This window comes from Xanthomonas sacchari (genome assembly GCF_024266585.1).
Taxonomy (GTDB): Bacteria; Pseudomonadota; Gammaproteobacteria; order Xanthomonadales; family Xanthomonadaceae; genus Xanthomonas_A; species Xanthomonas_A sacchari_C.
On sequence record NZ_CP100647.1, the window covers coordinates 4,017,835 to 4,038,535 of the forward strand.

General features: G+C 70.2%; 18 protein-coding genes. 7 read left to right on the forward strand and 11 right to left on the reverse strand.

All coding sequences use genetic code 11. The features are described 5' to 3' along the window. Nucleotides 1-75: 75 nt before the first annotated feature. On the reverse strand, nucleotides 76-486 hold the full coding sequence (locus tag NKJ47_RS16785) for a Rap1a/Tai family immunity protein (RefSeq protein WP_254458936.1): 411 nt from the start codon (nucleotides 484-486) through the stop codon (nucleotides 76-78). A 98-nt stretch (nucleotides 487-584) separates the two neighbouring features. Here NKJ47_RS16785 and NKJ47_RS16790 point away from each other — a divergent pair, with 98 nt between their 5' ends. Next, entirely contained in the window at nucleotides 585-1,922 is a 1,338-nt protein-coding gene (locus tag NKJ47_RS16790; protein ID WP_254458937.1) for an MFS transporter, read from the forward strand. A 141-nt stretch (nucleotides 1,923-2,063) separates the two neighbouring features. Here NKJ47_RS16790 and NKJ47_RS16795 read toward each other — a convergent pair whose 3' ends face one another. Further along, nucleotides 2,064-3,185, reverse strand: coding sequence for an ROK family protein (locus tag NKJ47_RS16795; protein WP_254458938.1), 1,122 nt, complete (start codon nucleotides 3,183-3,185; stop codon nucleotides 2,064-2,066). Between the two features lie 116 nt (nucleotides 3,186-3,301). On the opposite strand from NKJ47_RS16795, the gene NKJ47_RS16800 reads away from it, so the two are divergent. The 6 genes from NKJ47_RS16800 (at nucleotide 3,302) to NKJ47_RS16825 (ending at nucleotide 11,147) form a co-directional block, all read left to right on the forward strand. Beyond that, the gene (locus NKJ47_RS16800) at nucleotides 3,302-5,797 is read left to right on the forward strand and encodes a TonB-dependent receptor (protein ID WP_254458939.1); all 2,496 of its coding nucleotides are present in this window, start codon (nucleotides 3,302-3,304) and stop codon (nucleotides 5,795-5,797) included. A 2-nt stretch (nucleotides 5,798-5,799) separates the two neighbouring features. Further along, nucleotides 5,800-6,711 carry a glycerophosphodiester phosphodiesterase family protein gene (locus NKJ47_RS16805; protein WP_254458940.1) on the forward strand — a complete coding sequence of 304 codons (912 nt, stop codon included), beginning with the start codon at nucleotides 5,800-5,802 and terminating at the stop codon, nucleotides 6,709-6,711. 210 nt (nucleotides 6,712-6,921) lie between these two features. Next, complete coding sequence (locus tag NKJ47_RS16810) at nucleotides 6,922-8,076, forward strand: glycerophosphodiester phosphodiesterase family protein (protein ID WP_254458941.1); 1,155 nt, start codon at nucleotides 6,922-6,924, stop codon at nucleotides 8,074-8,076. Nucleotides 8,077-8,167: 91 nt separating this feature from the next. Then, nucleotides 8,168-9,658: a hypothetical protein gene (locus NKJ47_RS16815; protein ID WP_254458942.1), complete on the forward strand. Its 1,491-nt coding sequence runs from the start codon at nucleotides 8,168-8,170 to the stop codon at nucleotides 9,656-9,658. 298 nt (nucleotides 9,659-9,956) lie between these two features. Continuing rightward, nucleotides 9,957-10,418, forward strand: coding sequence for a cell wall hydrolase (locus NKJ47_RS16820; protein WP_019797714.1), 462 nt, complete (start codon nucleotides 9,957-9,959; stop codon nucleotides 10,416-10,418). A 120-nt stretch (nucleotides 10,419-10,538) separates the two neighbouring features. After that, nucleotides 10,539-11,147: a glutathione S-transferase N-terminal domain-containing protein gene (locus NKJ47_RS16825; protein ID WP_254458943.1), complete on the forward strand. Its 609-nt coding sequence runs from the start codon at nucleotides 10,539-10,541 to the stop codon at nucleotides 11,145-11,147. 48 nt (nucleotides 11,148-11,195) lie between these two features. On the opposite strand, the gene prpE is transcribed toward NKJ47_RS16825, so the two are convergent. From prpE to NKJ47_RS16870, 9 genes are all read right to left on the reverse strand, one after another. Further along, the gene (gene prpE / locus NKJ47_RS16830) at nucleotides 11,196-13,067 is read right to left on the reverse strand and encodes a propionate--CoA ligase (RefSeq protein ID WP_254458944.1); all 1,872 of its coding nucleotides are present in this window, start codon (nucleotides 13,065-13,067) and stop codon (nucleotides 11,196-11,198) included. A 146-nt stretch (nucleotides 13,068-13,213) separates the two neighbouring features. Next, the gene (locus tag NKJ47_RS16835) at nucleotides 13,214-13,750 is read right to left on the reverse strand and encodes a hypothetical protein (RefSeq protein WP_254458945.1); all 537 of its coding nucleotides are present in this window, start codon (nucleotides 13,748-13,750) and stop codon (nucleotides 13,214-13,216) included. A 193-nt stretch (nucleotides 13,751-13,943) separates the two neighbouring features. After that, the gene (locus NKJ47_RS16840) at nucleotides 13,944-14,252 is read right to left on the reverse strand and encodes a hypothetical protein (RefSeq protein WP_254458946.1); all 309 of its coding nucleotides are present in this window, start codon (nucleotides 14,250-14,252) and stop codon (nucleotides 13,944-13,946) included. 22 nt (nucleotides 14,253-14,274) lie between these two features. Further along, nucleotides 14,275-16,785, reverse strand: a complete 2,511-nt coding sequence (locus NKJ47_RS16845; RefSeq protein WP_254458947.1) for a S9 family peptidase — start codon at nucleotides 16,783-16,785, stop codon at nucleotides 14,275-14,277. Between the two features lie 98 nt (nucleotides 16,786-16,883). Beyond that, nucleotides 16,884-17,504 (reverse strand): glutathione transferase GstA, encoded by a 621-nt coding sequence (gstA, locus tag NKJ47_RS16850; protein WP_254458948.1) that lies wholly within the window; start codon nucleotides 17,502-17,504, stop codon nucleotides 16,884-16,886. Between the two features lie 79 nt (nucleotides 17,505-17,583). Then, entirely contained in the window at nucleotides 17,584-18,462 is an 879-nt protein-coding gene (locus NKJ47_RS16855; protein WP_254458949.1) for a LysR family transcriptional regulator, read from the reverse strand. Nucleotides 18,463-18,531: 69 nt separating this feature from the next. Then, entirely contained in the window at nucleotides 18,532-19,518 is a 987-nt protein-coding gene (locus NKJ47_RS16860; protein ID WP_209248487.1) for a malate dehydrogenase, read from the reverse strand. Nucleotides 19,519-19,554: 36 nt separating this feature from the next. Further along, nucleotides 19,555-19,932 carry a glutaredoxin family protein gene (locus NKJ47_RS16865; protein ID WP_254458950.1) on the reverse strand — a complete coding sequence of 126 codons (378 nt, stop codon included), beginning with the start codon at nucleotides 19,930-19,932 and terminating at the stop codon, nucleotides 19,555-19,557. Between the two features lie 89 nt (nucleotides 19,933-20,021). Continuing rightward, nucleotides 20,022-20,516 carry a peptidylprolyl isomerase gene (locus tag NKJ47_RS16870; protein ID WP_184502556.1) on the reverse strand — a complete coding sequence of 165 codons (495 nt, stop codon included), beginning with the start codon at nucleotides 20,514-20,516 and terminating at the stop codon, nucleotides 20,022-20,024. Between the last annotated feature and the right edge of the window lie 185 nt (nucleotides 20,517-20,701).

Genomic DNA, 20,701 nt, shown 5'->3' on the forward strand with positions numbered 1-20,701 from the left:
GCGTACGGCGCGACGTCGTGCAGCGAACGGCGGTCGTCCTCAATCCCGGCGCGGTTGCCGCGCGCGCGGCGCGCCTCAACGGGCCGCGCAGGGAAACGCCGCGTGCAGCGCCTCTCCGACCGGAATCGCCGCGCGCTGCCGCAACCGTGCCGGCGGCAACGCGGCGAGCGCGGTGAACACGCGATCGACCAGTTCGTGCGCCAGTACGCCCTGCTCGCCAGCGCACCATTGCCGGCCCTCGGTGGCATCGGCGACGCCAGCGATGTACAGCCGCGCCATCGCGTTCGCCTGCGCCCGGCGTTGCGCGGCGCTGCCGGCCAGCGGCAGCGCCGCGGCCTGCGCATCGCCGCGCAGCAGGCGCAGCAGATCGGCAGCGGAGAGCTGGTAGACCGCCTGCGGACGCGCGGCCACCGACGCGGCGGCAGGCGCACTGCAGGCGGCAAGACACAGGCACAGCAGCCGGGGCAACGACGGCGACAGCGACATCGGCGGACTCCTTGGGCGGCCGGGATCAGCGGCCCCGATCCTAGCAAGCCGGTGCAGCCGACTTGGTGCTGTCGCATCGCGCGGCTATAAGCCTGGGCATGCCGCGTCCCTCGCTCCCGTCCACGCTGCCCCGCCTGCCGCAAGCGGCCCTGGCGGCGTATGCGGGGGCGCATTTCGGCAAGAGCCTGCTGTGGTACGCCGGCGAGCTGCTGCTGATCTACTCGCTGACCGAGCATGCGGGCCTGCGTGCGCTCGCCGCCGGGCTGGTGCTGGCGCTGGGCCTGCTGCTCAGCGCCGCGATCGGCCTCGGCGCCGGCTGGGGCCTGCGCCGGCGCTTGCGCGACGTGGGCAGCGCCGGGCGCCTGCAATGGCAGGGCGTGGCCGCCGCGGCGCTGGCGCTGCTGCTGGTGTTCGCCGCGCCGTTGCTGCCGCCGCCGTTGCGGCTGGGCTTTGTGCTGGTGGTGAGCCTGCTGTTCCGGCTGGCCTACGCCGCCTGCGACGTGGCGCAGAACACCTTGCTGAGCCTGGCGCAGTGGCCCTGGCGCGGCCACGACGGCGCCAGCGCGCTGCGCCTGGTCGGCAGCGGCGCGGCGGCGCTGCTGATCAGCGGCGTGGTCGGCGCGGTGCTGGCGCGCGGCGCCGACGGCGCAGGCCTGGCGTTGCAGGCCAGCGCGGTGCTGGCGGCACTGGCGATGCTGTGCGCCTGGCGGTTGCGGCGGGTGCTGTGCCGCCACGCCGAGGCGCACCCGGCCCCCGCCGGCACCCCCACCGGGTACCTGGCCGTGGCCGAAGCGGCGCCCTCCTGGCGCGCGATTCCCTGGCAGCCGCTGGTACTGATCGCGGCGGTCTCGCTGACCCTGCCCGCGTTCACCAAGCTCGCCCCGTACGTGGCCGCCTACGGCCTGCTGTCGCCCGGCTGGGGCAGTGCGGTCTTGATCGCCTACGCGCTCGGCACCGTGCTGGTACAGCCGCTGGCCGCACGCTGGGGCCGCCAGCGCACGCCGCCGCAGCGCCTGGCCTGGCTCGGCAGCGCCCTGCTGCTGAGCGCGCCGCTGTTCGCGCTGGCGCTGCCGGCGCAGCCGCTGCTGAGCCTGGCCGCGGCGGCCTGCATCGGCGCCATCGGCGGCAGCGGCGGGCAACTGGTGTGGGCCTGGCATGCGCAGTGCACCGCGACCCGTGCGGTCGCCGAGCACGCGCTGTGCTTCGCCGCGCTGACCGCCGCCGCGCAGGTCGCGCTGGCGGCCGGGGTGGTGCTGATCGGCCTGCTGCTGGACGCGCTGGCCTACCGCAACGGGCACTGCGTGCTGCTGTGCTGGGCGATGGCGGCCGGCCCGCTGCTGTGCGGGGCGCTGTGCCTGCTGCTGGCCCGGCTCACCGGGCGCGGCCGATCGCTGCCGGTCGGCGCCGGCATGGCGGCGAACGCCAGCAGCGGGTGAGGCGTCGAGACATGGCCGGCGCACGCGCGGCACCCGCCCGCGACACAACGCAGGCGGCCTCTCTGACGCGGATCGTCGGCCGCATCGCATCGGCGCGGTGCACACAGGGCACGGCGCATCGCGCCCGGCCCCCCGCCTGTCCTAAGCGAAGAAGGCCCGTTGCAGCGGCATCAGCGCCGCGCCCAGGGTCACCGCGTCGCCCACGGTACGGGCGATGCACAGCTGCGGCAACGGCGGTGCCAGGCCGTGCCGGTTGGGTGCGCGCGGGATGCGGATGCGCTCGATCAGGCGTGCGCCGAGCGCCGGCGGCAGGCGCCCACCGATCACGATCGCCTGCGGGTCCAGCGCATAGGCCAGATACGCGCACAGCTGCGAGAACGGTGCCTCGGCCATGTCCAGCCAGGCCTCCACGCCCGGGGTGTGCGCCTCGATCGCGCCGAGCATCTGCTCGACCCCGGCATAGTCCTGGCCGGCGGCGCGCACCAGCGACAGCAACGCGTCCAGATTCGGATAGGCCATGCCGGCGACGGTCCAGATCCCGCCGAACTCGCCGGCATTGCCGCGGTAACCGCGGAACAGCCGGCCATCGGCGATGATGCCGCCGCCGAAACCGTTGGTCAGATGCAGGTAGACGAAGTCGCGGCACTCGCGGCCGACGCCGTACAGGCTCTCGGCCACCGCGGCCGCGGCACCGTCGTTTTCGACCGTGACCGGACCGCCCAGCGCCTCCTCCACGATCGGCACCAGGTCCACCTGGGTCCAGTCCTCCAGCGTCGGCGGCCCGGCCATCTGCCGGCCCTGGCCGGTGAAGAACGCCGAGATCGCCATGCCGATGCCGACCACCCGCGCCGGGTCCACGCCGGTCTCGACCAGCAGTTCGTCACGGAAGCGCTGCAACTGCGCCAGCACCGGCGCGCGGCGCATGTCGGCCAGGCCGATGCGGCGCTGGCCGCGCACGTTGCCGGCGAAGTCCACCAGCGCCAGCGCCGCCACGTCGCCCATCAGGCCGATGCCGAAGGCATAGGCGTAGTCCGGCGCCAACCGCACGTCGACGCTGGGATTGCCGCGCCCCTCGGCGGCGCGGGCGCTGAGCTGGACCATGCGGTCCTGCACGAAGCCCTGCAGCAGGCGCGCCACGGTGGGCTGCGACAGGTCCAGGTCGCGGCTCAGCGCCGCCTGGGTCTGCACCCCGGTCTTGAACACACGGTCGAGCAACTGGCGGCCGCCGGCGCTGACGCGTGGCGGGAAAGCGGGATGCGGCATGGGCAGGTGGATGGAAATCGTGATGGATGCACGGACTGCTACAACCTAGCATGCGGACATAGAAGTTTCATACATCACAAATAGTATTAATCCCACATTATTTTGTGGGGACCTTCATGCGTACCGTTCATCCGCACCCGAGCCTGCTGGCGCTGGCACTCGCGTCCATCCTCGGCAGTGCCGCCACCGTGCATGCCGAGGACGCGCCGGCGCCATCGGCCGACGCGACTACCCTGGACCAGATCGTGGTCACCGGTACGCCACAGGGCCAGTCGCAGAAGGACGCGCCGTTCGCGATCAGCGTGGTGTCCAGGGAACGCCTGGAGCGCAGCACCCCAACCAGCAGCGTGGACATGCTGCGCGCGGTCCCCGGCTTCTCCGCCGAGCCCTCCGGCGGCCAGGGCGGCGGCCAGAACCTGTACGTGCGCGGCCTGCCGGCCGGCGGCTGGTACTACGTGCAGTACCAGGAAGACGGGCTGAGCCTGTTCGACGAGCCGCAGGAAAGCTTCTTCAACGTCGATACCCTGTTCGCGCTGGACATGATGACCGAGCGCCTGGAAGTGGTGCGCGGCGGCACCTCGCCGTTGTTCGCGACCAACGCGCCGGGCGGCACGGTCAACGCCATCACCCGCCACGGCACCGCCACGCCCGAGGGCGCGCTGCGCATGAGCGTGGGCAGCGACGGCCTGCGCCGCGAGGACGCCTACAGTGCCGGCCCGCTCAGCGAGAACGTGCTGTACAGCATCGGCGGCTACCACCGCAGCGACGACGGTCTGCGCCGCACCGGCTACACCGCCGATCAGGGCGGCCAGTTGCGCGGCAACCTGACCTTCCTGATGGGCGATGCGGTACTCGACGTCGACGCCAAATACCTCAACGACCGCACCGCCTTCTACAATCCGATCCCGCTCGCCGACCCGCGCAATCCGTCGCAGTCGCTGTCGGCGCTGATCGATCCGCTGGACGGCACGCTGCTGTCCGACGACCTGCGCCACACCACCGTGCTGAGCTTCGACGGCAACGGCCCGCTGGCGCGCAACCTCGACCTGGCCGACGGCATCCACAGCAAGGTCAAGCAGCTCGGCACGCACCTGGAATGGGATCTGGGCGACGGCCTGACCCTCGACAACCGCATGCGCTTCGTCGATGCGGAAGTGGACTACACCGCGCTGTTCTCCGGCGCCGCGCCCTACGACGCCAACGCCTACCTCGCCACCCAGCTCGGGCGCGCGCGCAGCGGCTTCGGCACGGGCGTGGCCGGGGTTGGCTATGTCGTCACCCGCACCGGCGCCGCCTACGATCCGGCCGCGGCCGACGGCCTGGTGCTGGAGAGCGGCCTGTGGAACGCGCGCACCCACCTGCGCACGCTGTCCGACGACCTGCGCCTGAGCAAGGCCTTCGACGACACTGCGCTGGGCCAGCACACGCTCACTGCCGGCCTCAACGTGCAGCACTTCGAATACCGCCAGGACCGGCTGCAGAACACCGTGCTGACCACGCTGCAGAACCACGCGCAGCGCCTGGACGTACTGGCCTACGACGCCGCCGGCAACGTGGTCGGCGCGGTGACGCAGAACGGCTTCGTGCGCTACGGCAACGGCGTCACCCGCGGCTTCGCCAACGGCACCTACCTGTCGCCCTACCTGTGGGATTCGGTGCGCTTGGGCCGACTCGGCCTGGATGCCGGCGTGCGCTACACCCGCTACAACGCAAACGGCGGCGTGTACGCCAACACCACGCGCAACCTGGGCGATCCGACCACGCTGGCCGACGACAACGTCGGCGGCCTCAGCGGCGCATTCAGTCCGCGCACCGATCATCGCCACGCCACGCAGTGGACGCTCGGCGCCGAGTTCGCGCTGACCCCGCAGGTGCAGACCTTCGCCCGTTACACCCAGTCGCAACGGCTGCCGCGGCTGCAGAACGTCTACCAGACCCAGAACGCCGACGTCACCGACATCGACCAGGCCGAAGCCGGCCTACGCGGCAACTTCGGCGAGACCGTCTCGTTCTCCACGGTCGGCTTCTGGAGCCGCTTCAACGACCTGTCGATCAACGCCATCGTGCTCGACGGCAGCGGCGCGGTGCAGAGCCTGGCGCTGGTCGGCAAGACCCGCACCCTGGGCCTGGAAGCGGAGTTCACCTGGCGCCCGTCGCCGCTGTTCGGCATCACCGGCTCGGCGACGCTGCAGGATCCGCAGACGCGCAGCCTGAGCAATGCGACCACCGGCGCCAGCTACGGCGACCTGGACGGCAAGCAGATCTCGCGCATCCCCAAGTTCATGGCCTCGCTCAGCCCGACCCTGTACTTCGATCTCCACGGCCGGCCGGTGGAACTGTCGGCCACCGCCTATCGCATGGGCCAGCGCTACGTCGACTACACCAACGCCACCGCCCTGCCCGCCTACACCACCTACGACCTGGGCCTGTTCGCGCGGCTGAGCGAGCACCTGGAACTGCAACTGCACGCGGCCAACATCAGCAACGCGCTCGGCCTGACCGAAGGCAATGCGCGCGTGGACACGCTGTCCGGACAGGGCACCGCCGACGCGATCTACGCGCGCCCGATCTTCGGCCGCACCTACAACGCCTCGCTGACCTGGAGATGGTGAGCATGCGCTGCCGGAGACTGCTGATGGGCGCGGCGCTGTCGCTGCCGATGCTGGCCATGGCGGCGCCGAGCCTGCCCGACCGCCTGCGCGATCCGCACGGGCCGGCGCTGGTGGTGTCGCACCGCGCCTGCTGGACCTTCACCGCGGAGAACACCCTGGACGGCATCGCCGCGTGCATCGCCCGCGGCGTGGACATGGTCGAGATCGACGTGCGCACCACCCGCGACGGCGCGCTGGTGCTGATGCACGACGCCACCGTGGACCGCACCACCGACGGACACGGCGCGGTGGCCGAGCTGGACGCCGCGCAGATCGCCGCGCTGCGCGTGCGCAGCCAGGGCGGCGGCGGCAGCGCGCTCACCGCGCGGCACCCGCCGACGCTGGCGCAGGCGCTGGCCCTGGCGCGCGGCAAGGTGCTGGTGAACCTCGACATCAAGGCGGCGGCGCTGGAGCAGGTGATCGACGCGGTGGAGGCCGCCGGTGCGCAACGCGACGTGCTGCTCAACGTACCGCTGGACGTACCCGATGCAGTGCTACAGCGCGCGCGCAACGCCGACATCGCGGTGCAGGCGCTGTACCTGCAGCGCGATTCGGCGCTGCCGCCCGAGCAGGCCTTGCGCCGTGCCGCAAGCTTGCAGCCGGCGGTGGTGCAGCTGATGTTCGACGACCCGGCGGTGCTGGACATCGCGCAACGCGTACTGGCGCCGCACACGCGGCTGTTCGTCAACACCATGACCAACGACATCGCCAGCGGCAAACCGATGCGCCTGTCGGCGGACTACACCGACCAGCGCGCGCTGCGCGATCCGGCCGCGGTCTGGGGCCGATTGCGCCAGCACGACGTCAGCATGATCCAGACCGACGAACCGTTGGCATTGCAACGCTACCTGCACGGCGCGGACACGCCACGGTAGCCGGTCTGGGTCCCAATCGTGGCGATGCCGCGCGATGGCCACGCGCAGCGTCGCCAGGAGTCCAGTTTCAGACGGGCGGCATGCAACGCCAGGACGATGCCCGTCACTTCGAGCACTGCGCTACAGACGACCGCGCCCACGGGCACGGCGGTTGCCGCGCGCTGCGCCTGTTTCACTTCATTCCATCAACCCCCGAACGGAAGAGAGCACATGAAACTGCCCAAGAAACCCGCCAAGGCGCTCGCCCTGGCGCTGGCCTGCGCGTCGCTGACGGCGCTGTCCGGCATGGCGTCGGCCGCCAGCAACTGGAACCCGGCGCATATCCTCAACGTGATGAAGCATCCCTACCAGGGCAATCACGCCGACGTCGTGGTGATCTCGCATCGCGGCCTGGTCGGCAGCGGCTGCGCCGAGAACTCCACCTGCTCGATCCTGGACACCTACAACCGCGACATCGAAGCGATCGAACTGGACGTCAAGCAGGCGTCCGATGGCGTGCTCTGGCTGTTCCACGACCAGAACGCCGGCCGTGTCATCGACCACAACCCCGGCTTCAACATCTTCCAGCCGGCAAGCAATCCGGCCGGCTGGAATCCGGACATCCGGACCCTGAGCAGCCATGATCTGATCAACCTGTACCTGCGCGACAAGAACTTCGCCAAGACCAACGACCATCCGGCCTCGCTGGGCGTCGCACTGGACGCGGTGAGCCACTACGCCAACCACTTGGTGGTGGTGCTGGACCTGAAGTCGCTGGACGCGGTGTCGCGCGCGGCCGACCAAGTCAATGCGTTCAAGATGCAGAACCAGGTGGTGCTGAAGTTCAGCGCCTCGCTGCTGCCGAAGACCCCGAGCGACATCACCCGCTTCACCAAGGGCGTGCCGTTCGCACCGACCGTCTACGCCGGCGACATGGACAGGATCGCCGACAACTACGTCGGCCTGTGCGGCTCCACCGCGCCCAACACGCCGCTGTGCCGCGTCAGCGGCTGGATCACCGAAGTGCGCAGGCAGAACGGCTTCGCCTGGCTGGAAATCGGCAACAAGCAGCCCCGTCGCGGCGACCCGACCGCCGAGCTGCTGGCCGACAACCAGGCGCAGAAGCAGGCGATCGGCGCGTTCTCGCCGGTGCCGGAGTATCGCCTCAGCAGCCATGACGGCCAGCACTACGTGCGCAGCAACGGCACCTGCTGTGCGTCGCTGGACGACTACCTGACGCGGACCAAGTACTTCGGCAACGAGACCGCCGACGACCGTCCGAACTTCCGCGCGCAGGTCACCGCCGGCTTCACCAGCATCATCACCGACGATCCGCTCGGCGTGATCGGCGCCAACGTGCCGCGCAACACCGCACGCTACAACTGACCACCGCATGGTCGCGCCGGGGAATCCGTTCCCCGGCACTGCACGGCGCCCGCGCGCCGTGCAGCATGCCCTACGCCTTCAGGAGTTCCCCATGCGTTCCGCCCCACGTCCCCGCCATCTGCTTCTCGCGCTGCTGGTCGCCGGCGCGTGCGTGCCGCTGCTGCAACGCGCGGCGACCGCGCACGGCGCACAGACCGCGGCGCCGGCCTCCCTCGCAACGCGTCCGCATGCCGCCCCGGCAAGCGCGCAGACCTCCCTGCCCACCGACGCCGCGTCGGTGAACGGCAGCGCCATGCCCGGACCGCCCGCAAGCGCGGTGCTGGCCGCGGCGCAGGCGCTGCCGCCCGACTTCCAGGCCGATGTGCTGCTGCGCCTGGCCGCATCCGCCGACCTGCCCGCCGACGGCGACCGTGCCGCCGCCGCGCAACGGCTGACGCAACAGGCCGTGGCCTTGGCCGAGCGCGCGCAACGGCGCCTGCCCGGCCTGGCCCGCGTCGGCAGCATCGACGAAGAGCGCGACAACGAATTGCGCGCATCGCGGACCGCCGGCCTGGACCAGCTCACGCTGCAGACCCGCGCCGCACAGCGCGCCACGCCGGCACAGGCGCAGGCGCTGTTCGCCGCGCTGCCGACGCCGCATGCCGGCAGTTGCGATGCGGACGATCTCGACGATCCCAGTCCGACCTATGCGTTGGCCAGCGCATTGCAGCCGACCCAGCCGGCGGCGCGCGCCAGCGCACTCGCCGCACGCCTGGACGCGGCGCACCACGAAACCGACACCGCTCCGGCGCTGAAGATGGCGCTTGCCGCGGCGCCGCTGGACGGCGCCGGGCAGGCGCAGCTCGTCGACAGCCTGGTGCGCATGTTCGCGCGCATCCGCGGCGACGATGCCGGCTTCACCACCACCGAGCTGAGCGTGGCCGGCGACATGCCGCTGCTGCTGCAGCAAGTGTCCGACGCTGCGCTGCGCGAGCGCCTGCATGTCGCCTACCGCGACTATGTCGCCGCGCATCTGGCGCAGACCCGCTGTGCGTCCAGCGTGCTCGGCGAGCACTGGTTGCTGGAGCAACGCTTCGTCGCCGAGTTGCCGGCCGAACGCATCGTGCCGGCACCGCCGGCCCCCGCGCTGACGCTCGATGCGGATGCGATTTCGCTGATCCGCCAGGCCGGCTACAACATCCGCGCGCAATTGCTCGATCCCGCCGCCGGCGCCGGCGATGCCGCCACGGAACAGGCGTCGATGGAGTTTCTCGACCAGCTCGACCACGGCGTACTGCAGCAGACCGCGGCCAGCGACGGCAGCGGCCGTGTGCAGCGCGCGCGCCTGCGCGAACTGCTGCGCTATCTCGAGTACGCGCCGGCCGGCGCCGCGCGCGATCGCGGCATGGCGCTGCTCGCCACGCTGCTGAGCGGTCCTTATTACGCGCAAGACCACGACACCTGGTTCGGCGATCTGCGCGTGCTCGCCGATCAGGCACAACGCTGGCCCGATCGCGAAAAACGCCTGGCGCAACTGAACGGACACGCCGACCCGGTGGTCAAGGTCTACGCCATGCTGATGCAACGCGGGCAGTTTCCCTGAGCCGCGCGCGCCGCATCGCGGCGCTGCCCACGCCGTCGCGCGGCCAGGCGCGGCGGCATCCCCGCACAGCCAGATGTGAACTCTGTCAATACTCCGGGTTCAGTTGCGATTCGGGAACCGGCCCCTATCGTTCGCGCCTCTTCTCGATCCGCCCATCTTGGCGGATTCGCCGGACTTCAGATTGCCGGCACCCGGGCGGCCCGTGACAGGCCGCCTCCCCATGACGCCAAGCCGCATCGCTTGTCGCGCCATCCCGGCGCGGCGCCACGACGACGGCCCATACGGAGCAAGGAGTACGATGAAACTGGCCTGGATTCTCTGGCTTTCGCAGTTGTTGCCGCAACCCGCCGCCGATTCGCTGTGCCTCAGCACCACCGTGTACCTGGAAGCGCGCGACCAGACCTTACGCGGACAGCAGGCCGTCGCCGAAGTCGCACTGCGCCGCCTGGACAGCGGCCTGTGGGGCGATTCGATGTGCCAGGTGGTCACTGCGCGCAAGCAGTTCGCGCCGGGCCTGGTGAAGCCGGGCACCGAACTGAAGAACGACGACGCCTGGGCCGACGCGGTCAAGGTCGCCTTCGCCGCCGAGCGCAACTGGGCACTGCCGCAGGGCCAGCGCAAGGAGATCGTGCCTGGCGCCAGCCACTTCGCCGCGCATGCCATCGCCAGCCCGAGCTGGCGCAACGCCTACCAGGTCGCGACCATCGGCGACCACACGTTCTATCGCGTGCAGAAGCTGCGGCCGCGCAACGCGTCCTGATCCATCCGCCGCGCAGGCACATCCTGATGCAGGCCGCGCGCGTCGTATACGGCGCGGTGATCGCCAAGCGCCCCGCGCAACGGTACGCTCTGGCGTCCTGACACCGTGCGGACCCCTGCCATGAAACTCTATTCCAAGCCTGGCGCCTGTTCGCTGGCCGATCACATCGTGCTGCGCTGGGCAGGCCTGCCGTTCGAGCTGAAACTAGTGGACGCCGCCGCGATGAAGGCGCCGGCGTATCTGGCGATCAATCCGGCCGGCGCGGTGCCCGCGTTGCAGGAAGACGACTGGGTGCTCACCCAGAACTCGGCGATCCTCAACTACATCGCCGATCTCGTCCCCGATGCGCAGCTGGCCGGCGACGGCAGTTTGCGCAGCCGCGCAGAGGTGCAGCGCTGGCTGGCCTTCCTCAACGCCGATCTGCATCCGGCGTTCCATCCGCTGTTCGGCAGCACCCGCTATCTCGACGACGCCGCGGCCATCGCGCGCACCCAGGAGCATGCGCGCGAACGCCTGCGCACGCTGTACGCGCGCGTGGACGCTGCGTTGGAACAGCAAACCTGGCTGGGCGGCGCGCGCCGTTCCATCGCCGACGCCTACCTGTTCGTCACCCTGCGCTGGGCGCGCGCGCAGCAGCTCCCGCTCGGCGCCAACCTGCAGTTGCATTTCGAACGCATGTCCGCCGATCCGCAGGTGCAGGCGGCGCTGAAGGCCGAAGGCCTCGGCTGAGCGGTGCGCGCACGCCGGCGCGTGTGCGCCGGCGTGATCGGTGCTGGGTCAACCGCGCAATGCGCGGCGGATTTCCTCCAGTGCGCCGGGATCGTCCAGCGTCGACAGATCGCCCGGATCGCGCTGCTCGGCCAGCGCCTGCAGCGAGCGCCGCAACAGCTTGCCCGAACGCGTCTTCGGCAATGCCTGCACCAGATACACCTGCGCCGGCCGCGCCACCGCGCCGAGCCGCTGCACCACGCACTGGCGCAGTTCCTCGATCACCGCCGCCGCATCCGGCGCGGCCTGCCTCAGCGTCGCGAACACCACCGGCACCTGCCCCTTCAGTTCGTCGTGCATGCCGATCACCGCCACTTCGGCCACATCGGCGTGGCCGGCGATGGCTTCCTCGATCTCGCGCGTACCCAGGCGGTGCCCGGCGACGTTGATCACGTCGTCGGTGCGGCCGAGGATGAAGGTATAGCCGTCTTCGTCGCGGATCGCCCAGTCCAGCGAGCTGTACAGCAGCGTGTCGAAATGGCTGAAGTAGCTGCGCAGGAAGCGCGCGTCGTCGTTCCAGACCGTGGTCATGCAGCCCGGCGGCAATGGCGGCTCGATCACCAGCACGCCCTTGCGTCCGGCCGGCACCTCGCCCCCGTGCTCGTCGACGATGCGCGTGCGATAGCCGAGATTGGGAAAGCCCGGCGACCCCGGCTTGACCGGCCGCAGCTCGACGCCCGGCAACAGGGTCAGCACCGGCCAGCCGGTCTCGGTCTGCCAGTAGTTGTCGATCACCGGCTTGCCGAGCGCGTCGGCGATCCATAGCGCGGTGGGCTCGTCCAGCGGCTCGCCGGCCAGGAACAGATAGCGCAGCGCGCTGAGGTCGCGCTCGCGCAGGTAGCGCGCCGGATGCTTCTTCAGCACGCGGATCGCAGTGGGGGAAGAAAACATCGTGCGTACCCGGTATTTCTCGCACAGCGCCCACCACACGCCCGGATCCGGTTGCACCGGCAGGCCTTCGTACAGCAGCGAGGTCGCACCGACGATCAGCGGGCCGTACACGTTGTACGAATGCCCCACCGCCCAGCCCACGTCGGAGGTGGAGAACATGGCCTGCCCGGGGCCGCAGTCGAACACCGTGCGCATCGACAGCGCCAGCGCCACCGCATGCCCGCCGACGTCGCGCTGCACGCCCTTGGGCTTGCCGGTGGTGCCGGAGGTGTACAGCAGGTAGCTGGGCTCGTTGGATTCCAGCCACACCACCGGCACCTGCGCGTCGCCGACCTCGGCACGCAGCGCGGCATAGTCGACGTCGCGCCTGGGCACGCGCGGCTGCGCCGGATCCAGCCCGCGCGAGACGATCAGCACCTTCGGCGGCGGCGCGCTGGCTTCGGCGCACGCCGCATCGACCAGCGGCTTGTAGGGGATGCGCTTGCCGCCGCGGCTGCCGGCATCGGCGGCGATCAGCAGCTTGGGCCGCGCATCGTCGATGCGCAGCGCCAGGTTGTGCGCGGCGAAACCGCCGAACACCACCGAGTGCACCGCGCCGATGCGCGCGCAGGCCAGCATCGCGTACACCGCCTCGGCCATGTTCGGCATGTAGATGACCACGCGGTCGCCACGCTGCACATCCAGCCGCTGCAGCACCGCGGCGAAGGCGTTGACCTCGCGATGCAGCTGCGCATAGGTGATTTCCTGGGTCTGCCCGGTTTCGCTGGACACCGCGACCAGCGCCAACTGCGCGGCGCGCTCGGGCAGGTGCCGGTCCACCGCGTTGTGACACAGGTTGGTCAGGCCGCCGACGAACCAGCTCCGGAACGGCGGCGCGTCGTATTCCAGGATCGCCTGCGGCGGGCGCTCCCAGTGGATCGCCTTGGCCTGCTCGGCCCAGAACTCTTCGGGCCGCTCGATCGAACGTCGGTACAGCGTCGCGTAGTCCATGCCGCCCCTCCCAAGGCCGGTGCACCGGCTCCGAGCATAGTCCTTTGGCGGGGAGGGCGTCGTTCAGACCTTGGTCGAAGGGGCTGGGCAGCTACCGCCTGACTTGTGCCATGCAACGAAGCGTGCAGCATGAAAGTGGCACTGACCTAATGGAAGGTTTCAGCCTTGAGCTTTTGCGACACCGGCTCCGCTCGACGCCGAGCTAGCTCTCGCTGAAGAGGAACCAGAACGTCCTCCGGAAATACAGGACTGGGCATATTGGCGCCATCTAGCCAAGCGTTAGCAAATGCCTCCTTGTCCTCGGCAAAGTAAGGCGCAAAAGCCCCGACCTTCTTGTTTGCGATCTCGGCCGAAAGCAATGCAATTGCCGCATTGCGCTGAAGCTCATGCACCTCTGACTCTAGACGAAGGACACGATGACCAAGAAGAGCACAAACAAGAGCTAGGACAACAACCAAGGCTTTGGATGGCATGGAATTGCTCGACGCTCCCAACGGTTGATTTAATCCACCTACGAAGCCATTTCCCTTAGATGAATTGTTAGCTTGCGAGGCGCCATTCACCACGCCTTGAAACTTCAGCCGGTTGAACGATCTTGCGCTCACGCAATCGAGTGCATGCCCACCGCATGTCGTACTGCCATGTAAAGAATAGCTCTCCAGATGCATGAAGTTCTTTCTCATGATGCGTCCAGATGTGCTGCGCAACTTGGACGATGCTGGCTGAGCCCGCATGTGCTTTCAGTGCTGCAACAACCCAATCTTGAAGATCTTCTCGCTTTGCCATCAGCTCTTTCCTCAGCTTGATCTGACCTAAGCACTGCTCTTGCGTCGTCGTTTTTGCCGCCACCGCAAGTGGTACCTGCTATCGCGCGTCCTACTTCCCCGGCACCGTAAACATCACCACCACATTCCCCGGCGCCTGCTCGAAGCGCGTCGCCACCGAATCCTTGCTGAGCTGCACGATCTGCTCCAGCGGCTTGTGCGGCACGCCCTGGAAATTGACCGTGACCTGGACCAGCGAGCCGTTCGCCCAGTTGAAGCCGACCGCGGGCTTGCTGCCGACCGATTTCTCCAGGTCGGCAGCCACGTCCTGCGAATGCGCGTAGGCATTCTTCACCGTGTCGACTGCACCGCATGCGGTGAGCGCCAGCAGCACTGGCGCGCAAAGAAAACGCAATTTCATCGTGCGCTCCCAGGTCCTCGCGCTACTGCTTCTGCGCCGCCGCGGTCGCCGCCGCCGCACGCGGCGGCGCCTGCTTCACGTAGCGGTCGAACCACTCCAGCATTTCCGCCACCACGTCCTCGTTGGACTCGCGCGCGGTGTACCAGTGCGGTTCAAACGGCAGCAGCACCAGCCGCGCGGTGCCGCCGAGGCCGCGGATGGCCTGGAACATGCGCGGGGCCTGGGTGGTCTCGGTGCCGGGGTTGGCATCGTCCATGCCGTGCACCAGCAGCAGCGGCTCGTTGATCTTGTCGGCGTGGAAGAACGCCGAGGCCTGCGCGTACACCTCCGGCGCGGCCCAGAACGAACGCCGCTCGTTCTGGAAGCCGAACGGGGTCAGGGTCTTGTTGTAGCTGCCGCTGGTGGCCACGCCGGCGCGGAACAGGTCGGTGTGCGCCAGCAGGTTGGCCGCCATCAACGCGCCGTGGCTGTGGCCGGTGACGCCGATGCGGTCGCGGTCGACCACGCCCAGCGCCACCGCCTTGTCCACCGCCGCCTGGGCGTTCTCCACCAGCTGCTGCAGGTAGGTGTCGTAGGCGGTCTTGGGGTCGCCGACGATCGGGAACGCGGCATCGTCGATGATCGCGTAGCCGGCCAGCAGCAACAGTTGGTAGGAATGCAGGCGGGTGAAGTCGCGATCGTTGGCGCCGCTGACCTGGCCGGCCTTGGACGCATCGGCGTAGTCCAGCGGATAGGCGTAGAGGATCGCCGGCACCCGCGTGCCTTCCTTGTAGCCGGGCGGCGTGTACAGGGTGAAGGACAGTTCCACCCCGTCCTTGCGCTTGTAGGTCACCAGGCGCTTCTGGATCTGCCGCACCAGCGGGGTCGGGTCGGGGAAGCGGGTGACCGGCGCCAGGCTGGAGGCGACCACCGCCTCGCCCGCCGCCGCGTCCGGCTGCGGCTGGCCCAGCGTGCGCAGGTAGACGTTGGGCGGGTCGCTCGGCGACTGCCGCCAGGTCAGCAGCCGGGTGGTGTCGTCGCCGGCGAACCCGGCGAAGGCTTCGTCCACCGTGGCGTCGCTGCGGAACAGGCGCTGGGTCTTGCCGCTGTCCAGTGCGTAGCGGTCCAGGAACGGCCGGTCGCCGCTCGGGGTGGCGCCCTGCCCGCTCAGGAACAGCGCGCCGTCGTCCTCGCGCAGCACGTATTCGCCATTGGCCAGGCGACGCAGTTCGGGCGTGCCGGGATCGGCGTACAGGTCATCGGTGGACAGATCGAACAGCACCCGCCCGGCGCTGCCGGGGCGGTCCGCGTCGAGCAGCGTGGTGCGGCGCCAGTGGCGGTTCTCGTCGTACTCGTCCAGCAGCACCTGCCCGCCCTGGGCGAACCAGTTCAGGCCGGCGTAGCGCTGGGTCACCTTGGCCAGTTCGCGCGGCTTGCCGGTGAACGGCGCCGACAGGGTCAGCAGCTTGTCGCGCGCCGGCACATTCGTCTTCCAGTCGCCACCGTCCAGGGCCTCGGCCCAGACCAGGGTCGCCGGCTGGTTGGCGCGCCAGCTGTAAGCGCGCGGCCCGGTCGGCACGCCGTGTACCGGCACCCGGTCGGCCACCGGCAGGTTCGCCAGCACCCGCTCGCTGCCGTCGGCCAGGTCCAGCACCGCCACGTCGTGGGCGAAGCGGCCGTAGGTGGTGACATAGGAGTACGGGCGCTGCAGGCGCTCCACGCGCACGTGGCGGCCGTCCGGCGCACCGTCGACCACCGAGTACACCGCCGGCTTGCCGACCGTGCGCAGTTTGCCGCTGGCGGCATCCACGGTGACCAGCTGCGAGGTGGCGTAGTAGGTGAACTGGGCCTCGTCCTCGGGGCTGGACAGGGTGTCGCGGGCCTCGTAGGTGCTGCTCTCGCCCTTGCCGCGGATCGCTTCCTTGACCTCCGGCCCCGGCGGCACCGCCGCCTTGACCGGTGCCGGGCCCAGGTCCTGCGGTACCGCGCGCACCAGCAGCGTGTCGCTGCCGCCCAGCCACTGGATCTCGCCCCCCAGCACCGGGTTGAGCTGCACGCCGTCGACGCGGCGCACCGCGCCGGTGGCGACGTCGCCCAGCCACAGCTCGACGCGGTCGGCCGCGGTGTTGTTGAAGGCGAAGCGGCGCCCGTCCGGCGACCACACCGGCTGCGCCGGGCAGGCGCCGGCCGGCAGGGTCACCGCGGTCTGCTTGCCGCTGGCCACGTCGACCAGGCTGAAGCCGTCCAGGCAGGCGCGGATGCCGTAGCCGTTGGACATGTCGTGGCGGGCGTGGGTACGCGGTTCCACGCGCACCCCGGCCAGCTTCAGGTACGGCTCGGCGACGCGCGCGATCGGCGGGTAGGCCTGGCGCTCCACCAGCAGCAGGGTGCGCCCGGTCGGGTCCAGCCGCGGCGAGGGATTGAGCGGGGCGCGCATCACCCCCAGCAGCGGCTCGGGCGGTTGCCGGTAACCGCCGTCGGCGGCGGCGGCGGCGGCGACAGGCAACGCACTGGCAAGCGCCAGCACGCCGATCCAGCGGAACGGCATGAACATGGTCGAAATCCCCTTTCGAATGGCGCCGGCAACGTAGCACGGCCGCCAGCGGCGGCCGACTGCCGAAGGTCATTGTCCGGCCGGCCGGTGCCGCCGGCTCAGGCCGGGGCCAGCGCCCGCTCGGCGGCCAGCGCTGCCGCCACGCTGGGACGCTGCGCGATGCGTGCGGCGTACGCGGCCAATGCCGGATGCGCGTGCAGCGACAGGCCGAACCGCGGCAGCCAGCCGAGCACGGTGAACAGATAGGCATCGGCCACGCCGAAGCGCTCGCCGAGCAGGTACGGTCGCGCGCGCAGCGCGGTCTCGGCATGGGCATAGCGCTGCAGCAGCCGCGCGGCGACCGCGGTACGCCGCTCCGGCGCCAGCCCGGCATCGAACAGCGGCACGCTGCCGGCATGCAGTTCGCTGTTGATGAAGGCCAGCCACTCGTACAGGCGATAGCGCGGCAAGGCGTCTGCGTCCGCGGTCGGCGCCAGCGCCGCCTGCGGGTCGCGGTCGGCCAGATACAGCAGGATCGCCGGCCCCTCGGTCAGCACTTGCCCGTCGTCCAGTTGCAGCGCGGCCACGTAGCCCTTGGGATTGATCGCGAGGAAATCCTCGCCCGCTTCGGTGCGCTTGTGGCGATTGTCCACGCGCACCAGCCGGAACGGCAGTTGCAGTTCGCGCAGCACGATGTGCGGCGCCAGGGAACAGGCGCCGGGGACGGCATAGAGGTGCATCGGGATGGTCTCGCAGGAACACCGGACAGTCGGCGCCGGCAGTGTGCGCGGGGCGTGCGCCTGCGGAGAAACAAGAATGTCAGGGCGCGCCAGTAGCGCAGCTGATGGCCGCGTCCAGGAACCCGCGCAGCTGCAACGCGGCCGGCGCCGGTTGCGCGGCGGCGACCAGCGCGAAGCGGCGCTGCAGCCGCGGCTGCAACGGCAGCACCTGCACCCCGTCGCGCTCGGCCGGCAGCACCGATGCCGGCAGCAGGCTGGCGCCAACGCCGTCGCGCACCAGGGTCCAGGCGCTGGACCAGTCGCGCACCTGCAGGCGCAGGTCGGCGATCGTCAGCCCGGCGCGTTCGGCCAGGCGCTGCGCATGCAGCCAGCACCCGCCGGTGGCCAGCACGAACGGCAGCGCCAGCAGTTCCGCCAGGGCGATGTCGCGCGCCTGCGGACGCGCCAGCGCCGGCGGCAGCACCGCCAGCCATTCGTCGCTGCCGAACACCGTGGCGTCGCGCTCCGGCGCCGGATCCAGCACCACGCCCAGGTCGACCGTCCCGGCCGCCAGCCAGGCCTCGACCTCCTCGTCGCTGCCTTCCAGCCAGACCACGCCCGTGTCCGGATGCGCCCGCTCGAACGCGCGCAGGCGCGGCGCCAGCCACGGCCGCGACGAAGCGAAGCCGGCGACCCGCAGCGACGGCGCGGCGGGCGCACGCTGCGCCCTGGCCAGCGCCTGCAGCTGCCCCAGTTCGGCCAGCATCGCCCGCGCATGTTCCAGCGCACGCGCGCCGAACGGGGTCGGCCGGATCCGCCCGCGCTCGCGCAGCAGCAGCGCCGCGCCCAGCACGTGCTCCATCTGCGCGATGGCCTGGCTGGCGCCGGACTGGGTGATGCCGCAGCGCGCCGCGCCGGCGCTGATGCTGCCGCACTCGACGACGGCGACGTACAGCCGCCAGTGGATCAGATTCATCATGTCGGGCTTCCACAACGCGAAACGCCGGGCGGGGCCCGGCGTTCCGTGATCACGCGATCGCGCTGGCGATCAGCCCAGCAGGTGGGCCACGCCGCTGCGCTCTTCTTCCAGCTCGGCCAGGGTCTTGTCGACGTACTTCTGGCTGAAGTCGTCGATCGGCAGGTCCTTGACGATGGTGTACTTGCCGTTCTCGGTGGTGACCGGGAAGCCGAAGATCACCCCTTCCGGGATGCCGTAGGAACCGTCGGACGGCACGCCCATGGTCACCCACTTGCCGTTGCTGCCCAGCACCCAGTCGCGCACGTGGTCGATGGCGGCGTTGGCGGCCGAGGCGGCCGAGGACAGGCCGCGCGCTTCGATGATCGCCGCGCCGCGCTTGCCCACGGTCGGGATGAAGGTGCCGGCGTTCCATTCCTGGTCGTTGATCGCCTCGGCGATGGAGGCGCCGTCGGCGGTGGCGAAGCGGTAGTCCGGGTACATGGTCGGGCTGTGGTTGCCCCACACCACCAGCTTCTCGATGCCGCCGACCGGCTTGCCGAGCTTGAGCGAGAGCTGGCTCAGCGCGCGGTTGTGGTCCAGGCGCAGCATCGCGGTGAAGTTCTTCGGGTTCAGGTCCGGCGCCGACTTCATGGCGATGTAGGCGTTGGTGTTGGCCGGGTTGCCGACCACCAGCACCTTGACGTCGCGCTTGGCCACCTTGTTCAGCGCCGCGCCCTGCGCGGTGAAGATCTTGGCGTTCTCCAGCAGCAGGTCCTTGCGCTCCATGCCCGGGCCGCGCGGACGCGCGCCGACCAGCAGGGCGATGTCGGCGTCCTTGAACGCCACTTCGGCGTCGTCGGTGCCGACCATGCCGGCCAGCAGCGGGAACGCGCAGTCTTCCAGCTCCATCATCACGCCCTTCAGCGCGGCCTGGGCCTTCTCCATCGGCAGTTCCAGCAACTGCAGGATCACCGGCTGGTCCTTGCCCAGCATCTCGCCGGAGGCGATACGGAACAGCAGGGCATAACCGATCTGGCCGGCGGCGCCGGTCACGGCAACACGAACGGGTGCTTTCATGGGGGATTCCTCTGCTAAGAAAGTGGGTGGGGTGGATCAGTAGACGCGATAGCCCAGCGGCTGCAGGTGCAGGTCCAGGGCGGCGGTGTCGTAGCCTTCGACCACGTGCTGGCCGATCACGGTGATCGGCACGCCTTCCAGGCCGAGCGCGGCGGCGGCCTGGCGGCCGGCCTCCTGCTCCACGTCCAGGACCGTGTAGCGGACCTGGGCGCGGGCGAAATCGGCCTGTTGCCGGCGGCAGTAGCCGCACCAGTCGGCGGCGAGCATGACGATGCCGGCGTCGCCGGTCAGCAGGCGCGGGTCGCCGGCGGCCAGTGCGGCCGACGGCGGCGTGGCCGCGCTGCGCCACCACGCGTGCACGCCGCCGCCGATGGCGAGCAGCAGCAGGCACAACACAAGGGGGCGCATCGTCATCGGCGGTCGGGTGCGGCAGCGAACCGGGAAATGGTAGCAGGTTGCGCCGCGCGGCCGGCCGCAGGACCGGCCGCGCGGACGGGGGCGGCTCAGGCGTCGAGCGTGCGGTTCCACTCGGCGACGCGGTCGGCCTTGGCCGCCAGCACCGCCTCGGCGTCGCCTTCGATGGTGATCTTGTTGATCACATCGCCCTGGGCGACGCTGTCGACCACGTCCAGGCCCTCGAGCACCTTGCCGAACACGGTGTGCTTGCCGTCCAGCCACGGGGTGGCGACGTGGGTGATGAAGAACTGGCTGCCGTTGGTGCTGGGGCCGGCATTGGCCATGGACAGCACGCCGCGGTCGTGGCGCACGCCGTTGTTGGTCTCGTCCTCGAAGCGGTAGCCCGGGCCGCCGCGGCCGGAGCCTTCCGGGCAGCCGCCCTGGATCATGAAGTCGGCGATCACGCGGTGGAAGTTCAGCCCGTCGTAGAAGCCGCGCTTGGCCAGGTTCACGAAGTTGGCCACGGTCAGCGGGGCCTTGTCGGGATACAGCTCGATCTTGATCGGGCCGCGGGCGGTGTCGAAATGGGCGATCAGGGACATGGGATTCCTTGGAAACGGGGGCGTCATGAAGGGCGCATAGGATACACGGCGCCTTGTTCAGGCTTCGCCCGCGCCTGCCGCCGGCACCTGAACGCCCCTGCCCGGCCTCCCGCCGCGGGCCGCCGGCAGGCGTCACGGGATCCGGGTATACTAGGTGGCTTCCTTTCCTTCTCCTGGCGCCGGCT